Genomic DNA, 17584 nt, shown 5'->3' with positions numbered 1-17584 from the left:
GTGTTGCGGCTGAACGAGCCGGCTTACGCGGCCGGCCAGTCGAACGGCGTGTACGGCAGCGCGCGCTTGTGGCGCGAACCGTCGTAGAAGCGCAGCACCGTTTCGTACACGTTGTCGGCGACGGGTTTGCCTTCGAGGAAATCGTCGATTTCGTCGTAGGTGACGCCGTAGGCGTGCTCGTCGGGGCGCAGCGGACGCAGTTCCTCGAGGTCGGCCGTCGGCACCTTCATCACGATCAGTTCGTCGCCGCCGAGCGCGCGGGCGACCGCACGCACGCGGCGCTTGCTCAGGCCGGCGAGCGGCAGCACGTCCGCGCCGCCGTCGCCGAATTTCGTGAAGAAGCCCATCAGCGATTCGGCCGCGTGGTCGGTGCCGATCACGATGCCGCGCCGCGCGCCGGCCACCGCGTATTGCGCGATCATGCGCTCGCGCGCCTTGATGTTGCCGTGCACGAAGTCCTGCTGGGCCGGGTTTTCGAATGCGTGGCCGGACGCGACGAGCGATGCGAGCATCGCGTCGGCGGCGGGCTTGACGTCGACCGTGAACGTTTCGTCCGCGCGCACGAACGCGAGCGCGCGTTGCGCGTCGGCTTCGTCGTTCTGCACGCCGTTCGGCAAGCGCATCGCGATGAAGCGGGCGTCGTAGCCGCCGGCGCGCAGCTGTTCGACCGCCAGCTGCGCGAGCCGTCCGGCCGTCGACGAATCGACGCCGCCGCTGATGCCGAGCACGTAGGTCCGCAGGCCGGTCGAACGAAGGTACTGCGCGAGGAAATCGACGCGGCGGGCGATTTCGGCGTCGGCGTCGAAGTGCGGCGTGACGTTCAGTTCGGCAATGATCGCGCGTTGGCGGCTGGCGTAATCGGCGGATGTCATGAAGGTGGTTCCGGAACGAAATGCAAGGCGCCCATCATAAGCGCAATCGCGGCCCGGCGCCGCGCCGGGCATGCGATCCGGCGGCCGCGCGTTGCATCGGCGAGACGCGATGCATCGTCATGGTGCGGCGCGCGGGGCGGCGTCCCCCGGCGTGCGCGCGGATGCTTCGTTTCGAGGCATGGCGGGGCGCGCCACGACGAACCACGAGGCGCGGCGCCCGGCGGCGGGGCGACGCCGCGCATGGCGGGGCGCGGTGACGAACCCGCGCGCTCGCCCGCGTCAGCGCCGCGCGAGCACGACGCCCGCCAGCGCGAGCGCGAAGCCGGCGAGCTGGACGGTCGCGAGCGTTTCGCCGAACAGCAGGTAGCCCTGCAGCGCGGCGAGCGGCGGCGCGAGGAACAGCAACGACGTCGCGCGCGCGGCGTTGCCTCGCCGCAGCATCCACATCAGCATCGTGACCGCGCCGCCGGACAGGAACACGACGCCCCACACGAGCGAGATCCACAGCGCCGGTGCGCCGATCCAGCGCGTTTCGTGCAGCAGCACGACGAAGACGGCCGCGACGATCGCCGCGCCGAGGTTCTGCACGGCGACGGCCGTACGCAGGTCGTTCTGCGCGAGCTTGCCCTTCTGGTACAGCGAGCCCGCGGTGATCGAGCCGACCGACAGGATCGACACGGTCACGACGAACCACGCGGGCGCGGCGCCCGCCGGCGGCGCGACGCCGCCCGCGACCTTCGGTGCGAGGACGAGCGCGACGCCGGCGAGCCCGAGCGCCATCCCGAGCCAGCCGCGCGCGGGCAGCCGCTCGTTGAACAGCGGCACCGCGAGCACGGCGGTGGCAAGCGGCTGCAATGCGCCGAGCAGCGCCATCACGCCGGCGTTCAGCCCTTGCGCGACGGCCCAGTAGCTGGCGCCGAGATAGACGCCCTGCAGCAGCGCGCCCGCGATCAGGTGGCGCGGCCATTCGCGGCGCGCCGGCCACGGCGCGCGCGCGGCGAGCGCCACCGCGCCGAACAGCACGGCCGTGCCCGCGAAACGCGCGAGCAGGAACAGGTTCGGGTCGGCGTAGGGCTTGATTGCCCGGGCGACGATGAAGCCGGTGGACCACAGCGCGACGAAAGCCGCGGCGACGAGCGAGGTAAACATGCGTGGCGGGCCGCGATACGGCCGGACGAATCGTGAGCCGGCCAGTATCGGGTGAAGCGGCGTGGCCGTCTTGTCGGATTCTGCATTCGCGCGTGGCGCGTGCGGAACGCATGCAGCAGCGGTGCGCGGCACGTTGGCCGCGGGCGTGATCCGCCACGAGCACGGCAGCACGCCGGCCGTCCGGTTAGCGGCCGTCCGGGCGAAGGCGCCGCGGCATGAAAGCGCGCCGTGGCGCGCGCAGAGGAGCGGGGATCAGTCGAGCGAGAACGTGTCGAGCGGCTGGTTCGCGCGCGCATCGGTCGCGAAGCGTGCGGCGAGCTGTTCGTACAGCCGGCGGGCCTCGTCGAGCGTCAGGTCGATCCAGTACGGATCGCCGGCCCCGTCGTTGAGCCGTTCCGGCGAAAACTGGATTTCGAGCACACTGCCTTTGCGGTACATGACGCAAGCCCCTTGATGGTCTGTCGTTCGGCGAAACGCAGAGTGTAGCAACCGCTTGCCACGCCGATTCGCGCGCATCGGGCAATACAGAATTTCGCTTTCGTGAAACGTGGCCGCGGCCGGACGCACCGCCGTCAAATGGCGGTCAAACGGCCGTAATACAATGGTCGGCCTACCCATTACCAGTCGCCTCGGGCGCATTGCGATGCTGGCGGAACAACGTCATCAATACATTCTGTCGGAGCTCGGACGATCGGGCGCGCTGTCGGTCGCCGAACTCGTGCGCTCGCTCGACGTGTCGCGCGAGACGGTACGGCGCGACCTGAACGCGCTCGCGGCGCGCGGCCTGCTCGTGATGACGCACGGCGGCGCGCTGGCGGCGGATCGCCGCGAGCCGAGCCTGTCCGAGCGTGAGGCGGCGAATGCCGAAGCGAAGCGCACGATCGGGCGACGCGCGGCCGAATTCGTGCCCGACGACGCCTCGGTGCTGATCGACTCGGGCAGCACGCCGCATGCGGTCGCGCTCGCGCTGGCCGACCGGCACCGGCTGTCGATCTACACGAACGACTGGCGCACCGCGTTCGTGCTCGCGCGGCGCAACGGCAATCGCGTGACGCTGCTCGGCGGCGAACTGTCCGACGACGAGGATGCGACGTTCGGGCTCGATACGATCCAGCAGCTCGCGCAATACCACGTCGATTTCGCGTTCGTCGGCGCGGGCGGCATCACGGCCGATGGCGACTGCACCGACTACTCGCGGCTCGCCGCCGAAGTGCGCAGCCGGATGATCGCGGCGGCCGGCACCGCGATCATCGTCGCCGACCATTCGAAGTTCGGCCGCGTGACGCCGGTGCGGATCAACGGCGCCTCGGCCGCGCGCTATCTCGTCACCGAACGCGCGCCGGACAAGGCCGTGCGTCGCGCGCTGACCGCGCGCGGCATCGAGCTGCTCGTGTGCGACTGACGCGGCTTCGACATACAAGGTTCATCGAACGGTCATCGCACGGGAAGATGCGCCTTCGACACTGACTCATTCCTTTCGACCGGCCGCCGCGGCAGGAGCAAAGAATGACCGTCAGCGTACGCAGCTATCTTTCCCCGACCCTGGTTCTCCTCGCTTTCGACTGGCCCGACGCGGCCTCGCGCACCGACTTCCTCGGCTTCGCGATCCGACGCACGCCGGGCTTCTGGTCGGCCGACGGCAAGACGCGCGCGCCGAACAGCTGGCTGCCGAACCGGCTCACGTTCGACGGCCCGGCCGCCGGCACGCAGGGCGACGCGCCGACCGACCAGGCACCGATCCAGAAATTCATGTGGTGGGACGCGCGCATCGATCCGCAGGATCGCGATGCGTCGTTCCGCTATGACGTCTATCCGGTCGTCGGCACGCCGGAGAACCTGAAGGTGCTCGATGCGCAGGCCGGCGTGTGCGATGTCGTGCTGCCCGCGCACATCGTGGACGGCGTCGGCACGTGGTTCAATCGCGCGGTGGTCAGCTCGCAGGCGTTCGCGAAGCAGGTCGCGGCGCTGGGTCTCGCGCCGCATGCGGCGCCGAGCGCGGACCAGGCGTTGAAGCTGCGCACGTGGCTCGCGAACGACATGGAACAGGTGTTCGCGGAGATGCTCGACCCCGCGTCGCGCGCGGTCTCGGCCGTCTATCACCTGACGGACACGCTGTGGGCGTTGCCCGCATTCGAGGCGTTCGGACGGCAGCACGGCGAAGCGTCGCTCGCGATCGTCTACGACGCGCACCTGACCGCCCGCAAGGGCAAGCCGCCGCTGCCGTCGCCGAACCAGCCGGCCGTCGACGCGCTTCAGGGCCTCGCGACGCGCGCGCCGCGCGACAGGACGCACATCATGCACGACAAATTCATCGTGACCGACGCACCGGCGAACGGGACGACTGCGCCGACGCCGGCGCGCGTGCTGACCGGTTCAGCGAACTTCACGACCGAAGGGCTGACGGAGCAGGCGAACGTGCTGCACGCATTCGATTCGCCGGCGCTCGCGGCGCTGTACAACGCGCGTGCGCAGGCGCTGGCCGCGAATCCGACGATCGCGGAGACGGCGAAGTTGTCGCCGGGCTGGTCCGAGCCGCTGACGATCGGCAGCGCGCAGGTGCGCGTCGCGTTTTCGCCGGAGCCGGCGGGGCAGCGCACCGAGATCGATACGATCGTCGCCGCGATCGCGGCCGCGCAGCATTCGGTGTCGTTCTGCCTGTTCATGCCGACCGACGCGGCGCTGCGCGACGCATGCTTTGCCGCCGGCGACCGCGGCCTGATGATGTTCGGTCTGGTGAACCGCATCAACGCCGGCAGCGCGACGCAGGCCGATGCCGCGCAGCACGACGGCCGGCCGCTCGATGCGGCGACGCTCGCGAATCTCGAGCTTTACCATCGCCGGCGCGATCATCGCGACGTGATCGACGCCGCGTATTTTTCACCGGCGACGGTGCCGCAGGGTTTCGAGCCGGAACTGCGCCTCTTTCCGGGCGAGCCGGCGCCGGCCTATCCGCCGGTCGTGATCCACCACAAGTTCATCGTGATCGATGCGGAAGGCGCGAACCCGATCGTCTACACGGGTTCGGCGAACATGAGCCGCAATTCCGAGCAGTACAACGACGAGAACCTGCTGGAGATTCGCGACGCGCGGATCGCGGCGATCTATCTCGCGGAATTCCTGCGGCTCTACGAGCACTACCGCGCGCGGGCGCTGTCGATCGAGTCGCAACGGCAGGGCGCCGGTGCGCAACGGCACCTCGCGCTCGCACCGGATTCGAGCTGGGCGAAGAAGTATTACGTGGCGGGCAGCCCGGAAGAGAAGGCGCGGATCGCATTGGCGTCGGCGCCGACGGACTGGCGTGAGGCGGAAGTTCGGCCTGAGGCGGCCTGAGCGGCGCGAGCGGCTTGAAGGGACCCGCCGCGTGAATCCGGCTCATGCCGGTTGCAAGCGTCGTAGTGCCGGTCGGGAGAGGGCCGGGCGGCGGGTTCAGCGCTCGTCGCCGGCCTTCGGATGAAACCGCGCGATGCGCTTACGCGGCGACGTAGCGCAGCACGGAATCGGCGATCGTCTCGCGATGCCGCGCGCGCAGCCGCGGCGCCGACGGATCGCGGCCGAACGCGGCGCCGAACGTATAGCGGTTCGACACGCGGTGGAAGCAGAACGAGCTGATCAGCAGATGCAGGTCGAACGCGTCGATGTCCTTGCGGAACGCGCCGCTCGCCGCGCCGCGCTCGAGCAGTTCCTCGAGCGTCTTGATGATGCTGACGTTGCGGTTCTTGAACGACTTCAGCTGTTCGAGATACTTCGCGCCGTGGATGTTCTCGATCGACACGAGGCGGACGAAGTCGCGATGCTTGTCGTGATAGTCGAACGTGAATTCGACGAGCCGGCGCATGCCTTCGCGCGGCTCCATGTCGCCGACGTGCAGTTCCTGCTCGAGCGCGCGGATGTCGCCGTATACCTTCTCCAGCACGGCCTCGTACAGGCCTTCCTTGCTTTCGAAGTAGTAGTAGAGCATCCGCTTCGTCGTGTTGGTACGCTCGGCGATCGCGTCGACGCGCGCGCCGGCGAGGCCCATCGCGGAAAACTCCTGCGTGGCGACGTCGAGGATGTTGCGCTTGGTTTGCTCGGGATCGTATTTGCGCCGCGCATCGGTCGCAAGCGCGCGGCTTTCGGACGTGGCGGCCTTGCTTCCAGCTTTCATGTGACTTTGTTGTGGGTTCGCGGCGGCATGAAGAAATCATTCTAGCATGCGGGAAATCGCCGCCCGGCCGACCTTCTGCTCTAATCGGCCGCGCGGTTTCGGCGGCCGTCGCCGCTCAGCGCCGGCACGACGCGAGCGCGTCGCGGGCCTGGTACGCGGTGTACGTGAGCTGCGCGGCCGCGAGGCCGGCGAGACCGAACGTGCGCGTGAGCCCGAACGCGGCGAAGCCTTCCGGCACCGGCTGCTCCCCGGCCAGCGCGGCGGCGAGCGCTTCGCCGGCGACGGTGGTGGGCGCCATCCCGTGACCGCCGAATGCGATCGCGTGCCACACGCCGTCCGCATCGCGGCCGATCTGCGGCATCTTGTGCCGCGCGTAGCTCATCAGCCCGCCCCATGCGTACTCGACCTTCACGCCGTCGAGTTGCGGATACACGCGCAGCAGGTCGCGCCGCAGCAGCCGCGCGATCGCGTCGGGGCCGCGGTCGAGCACCGAGATCCGGCCGCCCCACAGAATCCGCGTGTCCTTCAGCGGCCGGTAGTAGTCGAACGCGAAACGCGTGTCGTAGATCGCGTACGGCGCGTCGATCGCGTCCGGCAGCCGCGTGCCGAGCGGCTCGGTCGCGATCACGTAGGTCGCGATCGGCAGCACCGCGCGCTCGATGCGCGGCGACACGCCGCGCGCGTAGCCGCCGCCGGCGAACACGACGTCCTTCGCGCGCACCGTGCCCTGCGCCGTGCGCACGACGTAGCCGGCGCCCTCGCGCGCGATGCCGAGCGCGGCCGAGCGTTCGTACACGCGTGCGCCGCCGCGCGAGGCGGCCGCCGCGACGCCGAGCACGTACTTGAGCGGATGGAAGTGGAACGCGTTCGGCTCGAACAGGCCGCCGTAATAGCGCTGGGTCTTCAGCCGCGCGCGCAGCGCGTCGGTCGCGACCGGTTCCCAGTCGACGTCGAATTCCTGCTTCATCAGCGTGCGCACGCCATCGAGCCGCGACGGATCGTCGAACCAGTTGGCGAGCATCACGCCCTCGTCGACGATGTCGCAGTCGATGCCGTAGCGGGCAATCCGCGCGCGGATCAGGTCGACCGCATCGACGGTGAGCCGGTACAGGCGGCGGCCTTCGTCGCGGCCGAGCGTGCGCAGCAGGTCCGCGTTGTCGAGGCTGTAGCCGCCGAACACGAAGCCGCCGTTGCGGCCGGACGCGCCGAAGCCGACCCGTTCGCCGTCGAGCACGACGACATCCCGCACGCCGCGCTCGACGAGGCCGAGCGCCGTGCACAGGCCGGCGAGGCCGCCGCCGACGATACAGACCTGCGTGTCGATCGTGCCGGTCAGTTGCGGGTAGGGCTGGCGGGTAACGGTGGCTTCGTAGAAGTTCTGCATGCGTTTTCGATGACTCGTGACGACGGAAAAACGGACGGCGCGCGTCGATCTTGCCTGAACGCGCGCGCCGCGTCGAATGGGGTGTTCAGCGCACCGGCCGCCGCGGTCGGGCGGCGGCCGGTGCGCGGCCGGGCATCATGCGCCCGGCGTCGGGTTGACCGGAGCGGCGATGTAGGCCGGATAGCCGGCGTCGGTCTTGACCGTGGCGTCGGGCGCCGCGTTGCGCTCGATCCACGGCGCGATCTCCATGTCCTCGTAGCGGACGAGGCGGCATTTGCGCACCAGCGCGTAGCCGAGCCAGATCGCGAGGAAGAACGGCAGGCCGATGTAGGTCGCGGCGATGCCGGCCCAGTCGATCCTGTCGGCGAGGAACGCCTGGTAGTCCTGGCCGAGCGCGACGATCGCGCACAGCGCGAACGCGAACAGCGGCCCGAACGGGAACCACTTCGACCGGTACGGCAGCTGGTCGAGCCGGTAGCCCTGCTTCAGGAAGCCCTTGCGGAACCGGTAGTGGCTGACCGCGATGCCGAGCCAGGTGATGAAGCCGGCCATGCCCGACGTGTTCAGCAGCCACAGGTAGACGGTCTTATCGCCATACAGCGACGTGAGGAAGCACAGCGCGCCGACGGCGGTCGTCGCGTACAGCGCGTTGCGCGGCACGCCGCCCGGCGACAGCTTCGCGAACAGCTTCGGCGCGCGGCCCTCGACCGCGAGGTTGTAGAGCATCCGGGTCGACTCGTACATGCCCGAGTTGCCGGCCGACAGCACGGCCGTCAGGATCACCGCGTTCATCACGCCGGCCGCGAACGCGAGGCCCGCGTGGCGGAACACGAGCGTAAACGGGCTCACGCCGACGTCGGTCACGTCGCTCTTCAGCAGGCTCGGGTCGGTGTACGGAATCAGCACGCCGATCACGAAGATCGCGAACACGTAGAAGAGCAGGATGCGCCAGAAGATCTGGCTGACCGCGCGCGGGATCGTCGTGCGCGGGTTCTCCGATTCGCCGGCCGCGACGCCGATCATTTCGGTGCCCTGGAACGAGAAGCCCGCGATCATCGCGACGCCGAGCATCGTGGCCCAGCCGCCCGCGAACGGCGCGTCGCCGATCGTGAAGTTGCCCCAGCCCGCGCTCGGGCCGCCCTGCATGATCCCGAAGATCATCAGCAGGCCGACGCCGACGAACGCGAGCACCGTCAGCACCTTGATCAGCGCGAACCAGTATTCGGCTTCGCCGAAGCCGCGCACCGACAGCGCGTTGAGCGCGAAGATCAAGGTGAGGAAGATCGCGCTCCACCAGACGCCCGGCACGTGCGGGAACCAGTAGTGCATCACGAGCTGCGCGGCGACGAGTTCCACCGCGAGCGTCACGGCCCAGCTGTACCAGTAGTTCCAGCCGAGTGCGAAGCCGAAGCCTTCGTCGACGAATTTCGCGCCGTAGGTCGCGAACGAGCCCGACACCGGCATGAACGCGGCCATTTCGCCGAGGCTCGTCATCAGGAAATAGACCATCAGGCCGATCAGCATGTACGCGACCAGCGCGCCGCCGGGGCCGGCCTGCGAGATCGAAGCGCCGGACGCGACGAACAGGCCGGTGCCGATCGAGCCGCCGATCGCGATCATCCGCAGATGGCGCGCCTGCAGGCTGCGGTGGAGGGACGGCTGCGCGGGCGGCGAGCCGGACGGACGGGGCGAGTCGGGGCGGGCATCTGAATGCATGGCGGGTGCTGGGCGCTGTCTCCGGGATTGTTTTTTGGTTACGAAGGGCGGCGCGTTGCCGGCCGCCGGCCGGGCGGCGGCACTGCTTCGCGGGGCTGGTCCGGATCGACCGGGACCGCCGGGCCGCGACGCGTGTTGCCTTCGTCTGTCGTCGGCCGCCCGTTGGGCGGCCGTCGGCGCGCCGGGTGCGGTGCACCTCGACGCCGCCCCGATTGTGGGTGCCGGCCGCAAGCGCCGCAAACGATATTTCCGCACAGGGTGATGCAACTTTGTCATCAACTTGCCGCGCATCGGGACCGCCGCGGCGGCCCGGCCATCGGCCTTGGATACGTCCCATGCCGGTGCCGAAACGGGCGGATTCGTCCTGCTGGGTTGTTGCGTTTTGGGAATGAAGTCGTGAGTTAATATCAATAGCGGCCGGACTTGTGGCCATCGACAATGTGTCTCATGGATCGTGCCTCGCGAGGCGGGGGCGCGCCGCCCGGCCGGGTTTCCGGCGGCGGCGCTGCGCGATGCGCCGTGCGGCGCACCGGGCCTGCCGAGCTGCGCATCCGCTTGCACAGGGCGCACGAACGCGCTCCAATCGAATCACGCGGGCGGCGTCGCCGCCGCACCGATCAATCTGTCCCTGAAGAGGAAGTGATGCAATTCAACGACATTCTTGCTGCGCTCGACATCGATCTCGCCCAGTGGAAAGGCAATGCGCTGACCGCGCGTTCGCCGCTCGACGGCGCGACGCTCGCGACGCTGGCGGTCGACTCGCCCGCCGACGCCGAGCGCAAGATCGACGCCGCGCACGACGCATTCCTCAAGTGGCGCACGGTGCCGGCGCCGGTGCGCGGCGAGCTCGTGCGCGTGTTCGGCAACGTGCTGCGCGAGCACAAGGCCGAGCTCGGCCGCCTCGTCACGCTCGAGGCCGGCAAGATCACGTCGGAAGGCCTTGGCGAAGTGCAGGAAATGATCGACATCTGCGATTTCGCGGTCGGCCTGTCGCGCCAGCTTTACGGCCTGACGATCGCGTCCGAGCGCCCGGGCCACCGGATGATGGAAACGTGGCACCCGATCGGCGTGTGCGGCGTGATCTCGGCGTTCAACTTCCCGGTCGCGGTGTGGGCGTGGAATGCGGCGCTCGCATTCGTATGCGGCGATTCGGTCGTGTGGAAGCCGTCCGAGAAGACGCCACTCACGGCAATCGCGTGCCACGTGCTGCTCCAGAAGGCGATCCGCGAATTCGACAAGACGCATCCGGGTGTCGCGCCGGCGGAGCTGAGCCAGCTGGTGCTCGGCATGCGCGATGTCGGCGAGGTGCTGACGGCGTCGAAGAAGGTGCCGGTCGTCAGCGCGACGGGCAGCGTGCGGATGGGCCAGGAAGTCGCGAAGGTGCTGAGCCAGCGTCTCGCGCGCGGCATCCTCGAACTCGGCGGCAACAACGGGATGATCGTCGCGCCGAGCGCGGATCTGGATCTCGTCGTGCGTGCAGTTACGTTCGCGGCGGTCGGCACGGCCGGCCAGCGCTGCACGACGCTGCGCCGCCTGATCGTGCATCGCAGCCTGGTCGAGCAATTGCTGCCGCGCATCGAGAAGGCCTACGCGTCGGTGAAGGTCGGCAACCCGCTTGAAGAAGGCACGCTGGTCGGCCCGCTGGTCGATCGCGCGTCGTTCGATGCGATGCAGAAGGCGCTGGGCGACGCACGCGAGCAGGGCGGCGAGGTGAAGGGCGGCGAGCGCGTCGACGTCGGTCACGCGGATGCGTACTACGTGCGCCCGGCCATCGTACGGATGCCGAAGCAATCGGCCGTGGTCGAGCGCGAGACGTTCGCGCCGATCCTGTACGTGATGGTCTACGACAACTTCGACGATGCGATCGAACTGCACAACGCGGTGCCGCAAGGCCTGTCGTCGGCGATCTTCACGAACGACATGCGCGAGGCCGAGCAGTTCATGTCGGCAGCGGGCAGCGACTGCGGGATCGTCAACGTGAACATCGGCACGAGCGGCGCGGAGATCGGCGGCGCGTTCGGCGGCGAGAAGGAAACGGGCGGCGGCCGCGAGTCGGGTTCGGATGCGTGGAAGGCGTATATGCGCCGGGCGACGAACACGATCAACTACAGCCGTCAGTTGCCGCTGGCGCAGGGCGTGAAGTTCGACGTCTGACGGAGCGCGTCCGGGAGGGCGCCGCGACGGTCGAATCGATCGAATGACAAGGGCCGGTTGCCGCGAAAGCGGTAACCGGCCCTTGTCGCTTGCGGCGATGCGTGCGCGCCGATGCCCGATCGGCGCATGCCCGCTCGATCGCTTACTCGTGCGGGGCGGAAGCGTCGCTTGCCGGCATGTTCTGCACGACCAGCATCTGCGGCGTCGACAGCGTGATCTGCGCCGCCCGCAACTGCTTGAGGATCTCGAACAGCAGGTCGCTCTTCGTCGAGCTGGCGATCCGCGGGCTCGCCACGTAGCCCGTGACGCTCAGCGTGATCCCGTCCGGCGCGAGCTGGCTGAACGTGACCGACGGCGCCGGCTTGTCGAGAATCGCCGGGTGCTCGCGATACGCGTCGAGCAGCAGGTCGCGCACCTGCTCGGGGTCGGTGTTCAGCGGGAACGTGAGCATCAGCGTCGCGACGCCCTGCGTGCTGTTGCCCATCGTCACGTTGCGCACGTTCTGCGAGATCAGTTGCGAGTTCGGCACGATGACGGTCGAGCGGTCGCTGAGCTGGATCTCGGTCGCGCGCACGTTGATGCGGCGGATGTCGCCTTCGACGCCCGCGATGCTGACCATGTCGCCCACCTTCACCGGCCGCTCGGTCAGCAGGATCAGCCCCGACACGAAGTTCTTCACGATCTCCTGCAGGCCGAAACCGATACCGACCGACAGCGCGCTGACGATCCACGCGAGGTTGCTCCACCTGACGCCGAGCAGCCCCAGCGTCATCAGCACGAGCAGCACGTAGCCGACGTTGGTGAACAGCGTGATCAGCGACACGCGCATCCCCGCGTCCATGCCGAGCGCCGGCATGAACTCGCCGTCGAGCCAGCGGCGCACCGAGCGCAGCAGGTAGAAGCCGATCGCGAACCCGATCACCGCGTTGAGGATCCGGTCGGGCATGATGTTCAGGCTCTGCAGCCGCTGGCCGCCGATCATCGCGACCGCGCTGTCGAGCAGGTCGCTCGGCGTCGTGCCGAAGCCGCCCGTCAGCAGCGCGATCGCCGCGATCAGCATCAGCAGGCTCGTGCCGAGGCCGGACACGACGGTGTGGGCCTGGTCGAGATGCCGGTCGTCGAGCGCGAACAGGTGCTTGATCTGCTTGCCGGTCGACAGGTTCGCGGAGAACAGGCTTTCGCTCGCGTCGCGCGTCAGCTGCGTCAGGATGTAGACGCTGCACACCACGATCTCGAACCAGACGAGCTCGTACGTGATGAAGCGCGCGACCGTGATGTAGCCGATCAGCAGCGCGACCAGCGACACGACGATCGCCAGCGTGACGCCGGCGTGAATCAGCCCGGCGAGCGTCGAGCGTTGCTCGGGCGCCTCGCCGGATGCCGCCAGCGCGGTGCGGACGCGATTCGCGCGCAGGATCGACGCGCCGACGGTCAGCGCGACGACGAGCGAGACGATGCCGCGGCCGAACAGCGTGACGGACAGGCTGGTATCGACGATCCGGTTGATCGACTCGAGCGTGCCGGACATCAGCAGCAGCGCGGCCAGCACGCCGGGGAACGGCTTCATCGCGAGCGCGACGGGATCGGCGAGCGCCGGCAGCCGCCATGACGGATGCTTCGTGCAGAGCAGCGCGCGGCCGAGGCCGGCGATCAGCGCGCAGGTCACGGCGAGCTTCGCGAACTGGTCCCACAGATCGGTCATCGAAGACGTGAGTTCGGAGTGGCGGGCGAGCGCGAGATAGAGGATCTGTACGGCGACCGCGGTCGCGAGCAGTGTCGAGAACGCCGTCGCCAGCGCCAGCGCGCTGCGGCGCAGCCGGGTGGGCGGCAGGCGGTTCAGGCAGAACCACGCGAGCCCGCGTTCGACGACGCGGCGGCCGCCGAGCCAGGCAGCGAGCGCGGCGATCAGCAGCAGCGTGGTGATGGCGCGCTGGCCGGGTGTCCAGGACGAGCGCAGCATGTCGCGCAGTTCGTCGTTGAAGTCCTCGAGCCGCTGGACGTCGTCCGGCGACAGGTGGAACAGCGGCAGCCAGAACTGCGCGCCGAAGATGCTGCCCGAACGGAACGCGAGCTGGTTCTTCAGCAGGCTGCGGTGCAGCTTCGCGAACTGGTCGTTCAGGTTCGCGAGGTTGGTCTTCTGGTCGGCGGCCTGTTTCAGCGCCGCGTCGATCTGCGCCTTGCGCGCGTTCAGCGTCTCCCGCTGCTGTTCGACGGCAGGTGTTTCGGGCGATGCGCCCGGCGCCGGCGGCGGGCCGAGGACGTCGAGCTGCGCCTGGACTTGCGTGCGCTGCGGCGCGAGCTGGCTCTGCAGCTTGTCGACGTCGGCGCTCAGTTCCTGGGTCGCGTCGCCGAGCTCGTCGAGCTCCTTGCTGTTGGTCGCGTTCGATGTCTGCTGCTTGATGCGGTCCTGTTGCACCTGCATCTGCTTGAGCCGCGCAACCGCGTCGTTCAGCGAAATGGTCGGCACGGGGACGCCGACGCCGCTCGCGCCCGGTGCGGACGCAGCCGTCGGAAACGCCGACGCGGTCGCGATCGCCGCGAACTGCAGCAGTGCGAACAGCGCGATCCGGCGTGCGTACGTGGAGAGTCGTTGTATGAACATGGAATGCTTACGTTTTGCCGACAATGCCGGGTGCCGAAAGGCGCCCGGAAGCCGGGAGTTGGCCCGGTAGCATGTTACCGGGGCGTGGCGGCGGCGGCGCTGCCGGTTGCGCACGTTGCCTGGCGTGTCTCGCGGTGCCGGCGCGAGCGCGCGACGGCCCGGCAGCCCCTTGCAGACGGGGCCGTGCCGGTTTCGGATGCGCGCGAGTGGCAGACGATCGCGATGCCTTCGAACCTTACGGATTCGACAGACGGTTACGCAAGTTACACATGGTCCGGCGCGAAAGTGGGGTGTCGGAACCGGTTCGCCACGCGACGCGGCGCGCGCGGCGTGCCGGTACAATGCGACGAATCGCCCGACGGCGGCCGGGCCGATCGGCCGCCGGACAACAACACACGACACGATCAGGAGACACGACCCAGATGGTCTCAACGGACAGCTTTCCCCAGGCAGCCACCTCGTCCTCTTCCATCGACGCCGGCTCGATTTCAGCCCGCCTCGACCGCCTGCCGCCGACCCGCAGCGTCTGGAAGCTCGTCGTGCTGCTGAGCCTCGGCTTCTTCTTCGAACTCTACGATCTGCTGTACAGCGGCTACGTTGCGCCGGGCCTCGTGAAAAGCGGGATCCTGTCCGCGACGACGCACGGCCTGTTCGGCACCACGGGCGTCGCGAGTTTCATCGCCGCGCTGTTCTCCGGCCTCTTCATCGGCACGATCGCATGCGGCTTCCTCGCGGACCGCTTCGGCCGCCGCGCGATCTTCACGTGGTCGCTGCTGTGGTACACGGCCGCCAACGTCGTGATGGCGTTCCAGGACACGGCAGGCGGGCTGAACTTCTGGCGTTTCGTCGTCGGCCTAGGGCTCGGCGTCGAGATGGTGACGATCGGCACGTACATCTCCGAACTCGTGCCGAAGCAGATCCGCGGCCGCGCGTTCGCGTGCGAGCAGGCGGTCGGCTTCGTCGCGGTGCCGGTGGTCGCGTTCCTCGCGTACCTGCTCGTGCCGCACGCACCGTTCGGCCTCGACGGCTGGCGCTGGGTCGTGCTGATCGGCGCGCACGGCGCGCTGTTCGTGTGGTGGATTCGCCGCGCGCTGCCGGAGAGCCCGCGCTGGCTCGCGCAGCAGGGCCGCGTCGACGAAGCCGACCGCATCATGCGCGCGCTCGAGGCGAAGGTCGAAGCCGAATACGGCCGGCCGCTGCCGCCGCCCGCGCCCTCCGAGCCGGTGCCGCCGCGCGGCAGCTTCCGCGACATGTGGGTGCCGCCGTATCGCAGCCGCACGATCATGATGACGATCTTCAACGTGTTCCAGACGGTCGGCTTCTATGGCTTCGCGAACTGGGTGCCGACGCTGCTGATCAAGCAGGGCATCACGATCACGTCGAGTCTCATGTATTCGAGCGTGATCGCGCTCGCGGCGCCACTCGGCCCACTGATCGGCCTCGTGATCGCCGACCGCTTCGAGCGCAAGTCGGTGATCGTCGCGATGGCGGCGGCGATCGTCGTCTGCGGGCTGCTGTTCAGCCAGACGACGGTGGGCGCGTTCCTGATCGTGCTCGGCATCGGCCTCACGCTCGCGAGCAACATCATGTCGTACAGCTTCCACGCGTATCAGGCCGAGCTGTTCCCGACGTCGATCCGCGCGCGCGCGGTGGGCTTCGTCTACTCGTGGAGCCGCTTCTCGGCGATCTTCTCGTCGTTCGTGATCGCGGCCGTGCTGAAGGGTTTCGGCACGTTCGGCGTGTTCGCGTTCATCGCCGGCGCGATGGTGATCGTGATGGCCGCGATCGGGTTCATGGGGCCGCGTACCAGGGGCATCGCGCTCGAAACCATTTCGAAGTAGTCGGGGGTTGCGCGTTCGCGTGTCGTATGCCGCATGCGCGTGAATTTCCGGGCGTTTCGGTTTTGTCTTGCCGGACACGCCCGGCGAAGCAACCTGCCGTGCAGCGGCGCATCAAGCGGCAATGAGTTGAAACAAAGTGTGACGAAGCGCAAAACCGCGGCGAAACCGGGGAAGCGGCCCTGCCGATTCGTGTCCGCGCGGGTAGAATGAAAGACCTGACGACTCATTAGCCGCCATTGGACCGAACGCGTTGTACTGCGAACGACTCCACCGCGAAGAGGCGTCGGCGCCGGGCACATGCGTGCGGCCGGCGTGTCGATGGCTCGCGCGGGAGATGCGCCGTTCGCAACGTGCGGCGGCCGGTTCGGCCGATGGTTTCGATCGCATGATGCTCTCCGACCTGACGCGGCGGTTGTACAAGCCGCGTTGCCGTACTCTCGCGGTCGCCACCCATGTGTGGCTCGCGGCCGTTCTCCCGATCTCCGTGCTTGTCGCGCGGCCCGCCTTTGCCGCGTCCGACGTGCCGTCGGCAACTGCTACGTCATCCTCATCAACGGCTTCGGCCGCGCATTCGGCTTCGCCGGCGCATGTGTCGTCGGGCGTCGCGTCGTCATCCGCGGCTTCGGCCGCGCATTCGGCTTCGCCGGCGCATGTGTCGTCCGGAGTCGCGCCGTCATCCGCGGCATCCGCCGCGCATCATGCGTCGCCCGCCAGCGGGGCATCCCCGGCTTCCGCCGCATCGGCAGCATCGGAGGCATCGCCTACATCGGCAGCATCCGGCACGCCGGCAAGCGAAGCCGAAGCACCCGCACCGACGCCGCCGCGCCGGCACCCGCCGCTGTCGGCCGACGAAGCGAAGAGCGCAACCGCGCGTGCGATCGACATGCGCAAGCGCTTCACGCAGGAAGTCACGCGACGCCTGAACGTGCCCGCGAGCGAGCAGCGCGCGTATGGCGTCCGCCTTCAGCAGGCGCTCGCCGATGCAGACCTCGGCGACCTGGCCGGCGAATACGTCGCGATCGTCGACCGCGCGCCGAACGTGCAGGCGCTGTTCATCTACTTCCGCGCGACGCCGACCAATGCGTGGCTGATGATCGGCGCGTCGCCGGTCGGCACCGGCTGGCCCGGCAAATACGATCACTTCCTGACGCCGCTCGGCGTGTTCCACCACTCGCCCGACAACATGGACTTCCGCGCGGAAGGCACGACGAACGACAACGGTATTCGCGGCTACGGCAAGCGCGACATGCGCATCTACGACTTCGGCTGGGTGGACGGCGAGCGCGGCTGGGGCAAGGGCGGCAAGTCGCCGATGCGCTTCCAGATGCACGCGACCGATCCCGATCGCCTCGAGCCGCTGCTCGGCATCCGGCACTCGAAAGGCTGCGTGCGGATTCCTGCTTCGCTGAACGCGTTCATCGACCAGCACGGCATCCTCGACGACGACTACGAGGCGCGCGTCGAGGACGGCAAGTCGTTGTGGGTGCTGCGCCGCGATCGCGACGTCACGCCGATCGCCGGGCGCTACCTGGTCGTGATCGACAGCGCGCGCAAGACACGTCCGGCATGGTCGCCGGCGCCGGGACGCAACGCATGGTCGAAGCTGCCGAAGAGCGGCGACACGGCGGACTGACGACAGCCGGTCCGCCGGCGCGACGAAGGCCGCGCGGCGTGGGCGCCGCAGTTCGACGCACTGGCCGCGACGCTCGCGGCGGCCTGAGC

Annotated in this window: 12 protein-coding genes; 5 read left to right on the top strand and 7 right to left on the bottom strand. The window is 68.8% G+C overall.

All coding sequences use genetic code 11. The features are described 5' to 3' along the window. Nucleotides 1-23 precede the first annotated feature (23 nt). The 3 genes from nadE to DID98_RS25575 form a co-directional block, all read right to left on the bottom strand. Nucleotides 24-872 carry an ammonia-dependent NAD(+) synthetase gene (nadE, locus tag DID98_RS25585; RefSeq protein ID WP_124488689.1) on the bottom strand — a complete coding sequence of 283 codons (849 nt, stop codon included), beginning with the start codon at nt 870-872 and terminating at the stop codon, nt 24-26. Nucleotides 873-1151: 279 nt separating this feature from the next. Continuing rightward, the gene (locus DID98_RS25580; RefSeq protein WP_124488688.1) at nt 1152-2021 is read right to left on the bottom strand and encodes a DMT family transporter; all 870 of its coding nucleotides are present in this window, start codon (nt 2019-2021) and stop codon (nt 1152-1154) included. A 252-nt stretch (nt 2022-2273) separates the two neighbouring features. Continuing rightward, the gene (locus tag DID98_RS25575; protein WP_006752380.1) at nt 2274-2459 is read right to left on the bottom strand and encodes a hypothetical protein; all 186 of its coding nucleotides are present in this window, start codon (nt 2457-2459) and stop codon (nt 2274-2276) included. A 205-nt stretch (nt 2460-2664) separates the two neighbouring features. On the opposite strand from DID98_RS25575, the gene DID98_RS25570 reads away from it, so the two are divergent. Beyond that, nucleotides 2665-3423 (top strand): DeoR/GlpR family DNA-binding transcription regulator, encoded by a 759-nt coding sequence (locus tag DID98_RS25570; protein ID WP_124523317.1) that lies wholly within the window; start codon nt 2665-2667, stop codon nt 3421-3423. Between the two features lie 104 nt (nt 3424-3527). Continuing rightward, nucleotides 3528-5351: a phospholipase D-like domain-containing protein gene (locus DID98_RS25565; protein ID WP_124523315.1), complete on the top strand. Its 1824-nt coding sequence runs from the start codon at nt 3528-3530 to the stop codon at nt 5349-5351. A 139-nt stretch (nt 5352-5490) separates the two neighbouring features. On the opposite strand, the gene DID98_RS25560 is transcribed toward DID98_RS25565, so the two are convergent. The 3 genes from DID98_RS25560 to DID98_RS25550 all read right to left on the bottom strand — a co-directional run bounded on the left by DID98_RS25560 (nt 5491) and on the right by DID98_RS25550 (nt 9265). Beyond that, a complete protein-coding gene (locus DID98_RS25560; RefSeq protein ID WP_044848780.1) occupies nt 5491-6165 on the bottom strand; it encodes a TetR family transcriptional regulator in 675 nt (224 codons plus the stop codon). Nucleotides 6166-6280: 115 nt separating this feature from the next. Next, complete coding sequence (locus tag DID98_RS25555) at nt 6281-7549, bottom strand: FAD-binding oxidoreductase (protein ID WP_124488686.1); 1269 nt, start codon at nt 7547-7549, stop codon at nt 6281-6283. A 135-nt stretch (nt 7550-7684) separates the two neighbouring features. Beyond that, entirely contained in the window at nt 7685-9265 is a 1581-nt protein-coding gene (locus DID98_RS25550) for an amino acid permease (protein ID WP_124571632.1), read from the bottom strand. A 642-nt stretch (nt 9266-9907) separates the two neighbouring features. Between DID98_RS25550 and DID98_RS25545 the strand changes: the two genes are divergently transcribed. Then, nucleotides 9908-11419, top strand: a complete 1512-nt coding sequence (locus DID98_RS25545; protein WP_044848776.1) for an aldehyde dehydrogenase family protein — start codon at nt 9908-9910, stop codon at nt 11417-11419. 142 nt (nt 11420-11561) lie between these two features. On the opposite strand, the gene DID98_RS25540 is transcribed toward DID98_RS25545, so the two are convergent. Next, nucleotides 11562-14021 carry a DUF3772 domain-containing protein gene (locus tag DID98_RS25540; protein ID WP_124488684.1) on the bottom strand — a complete coding sequence of 820 codons (2460 nt, stop codon included), beginning with the start codon at nt 14019-14021 and terminating at the stop codon, nt 11562-11564. A gap of 422 nt (nt 14022-14443) precedes the next feature. Here DID98_RS25540 and DID98_RS25535 point away from each other — a divergent pair, with 422 nt between their 5' ends. Both DID98_RS25535 and DID98_RS25530 read left to right on the top strand, forming a co-directional pair. After that, entirely contained in the window at nt 14444-15862 is a 1419-nt protein-coding gene (locus DID98_RS25535) for an MFS transporter (RefSeq protein ID WP_124523313.1), read from the top strand. 334 nt (nt 15863-16196) lie between these two features. After that, complete coding sequence (locus DID98_RS25530; RefSeq protein ID WP_185500323.1) at nt 16197-17495, top strand: hypothetical protein; 1299 nt, start codon at nt 16197-16199, stop codon at nt 17493-17495. Nucleotides 17496-17584 lie beyond the last annotated feature (89 nt).

The organism is Burkholderia sp. Bp8984, assembly GCF_003853755.1.
Classification (GTDB): Bacteria; Pseudomonadota; Gammaproteobacteria; order Burkholderiales; family Burkholderiaceae; genus Burkholderia.
This window is presented reverse-complemented; position numbering and strand designations above follow the sequence as displayed.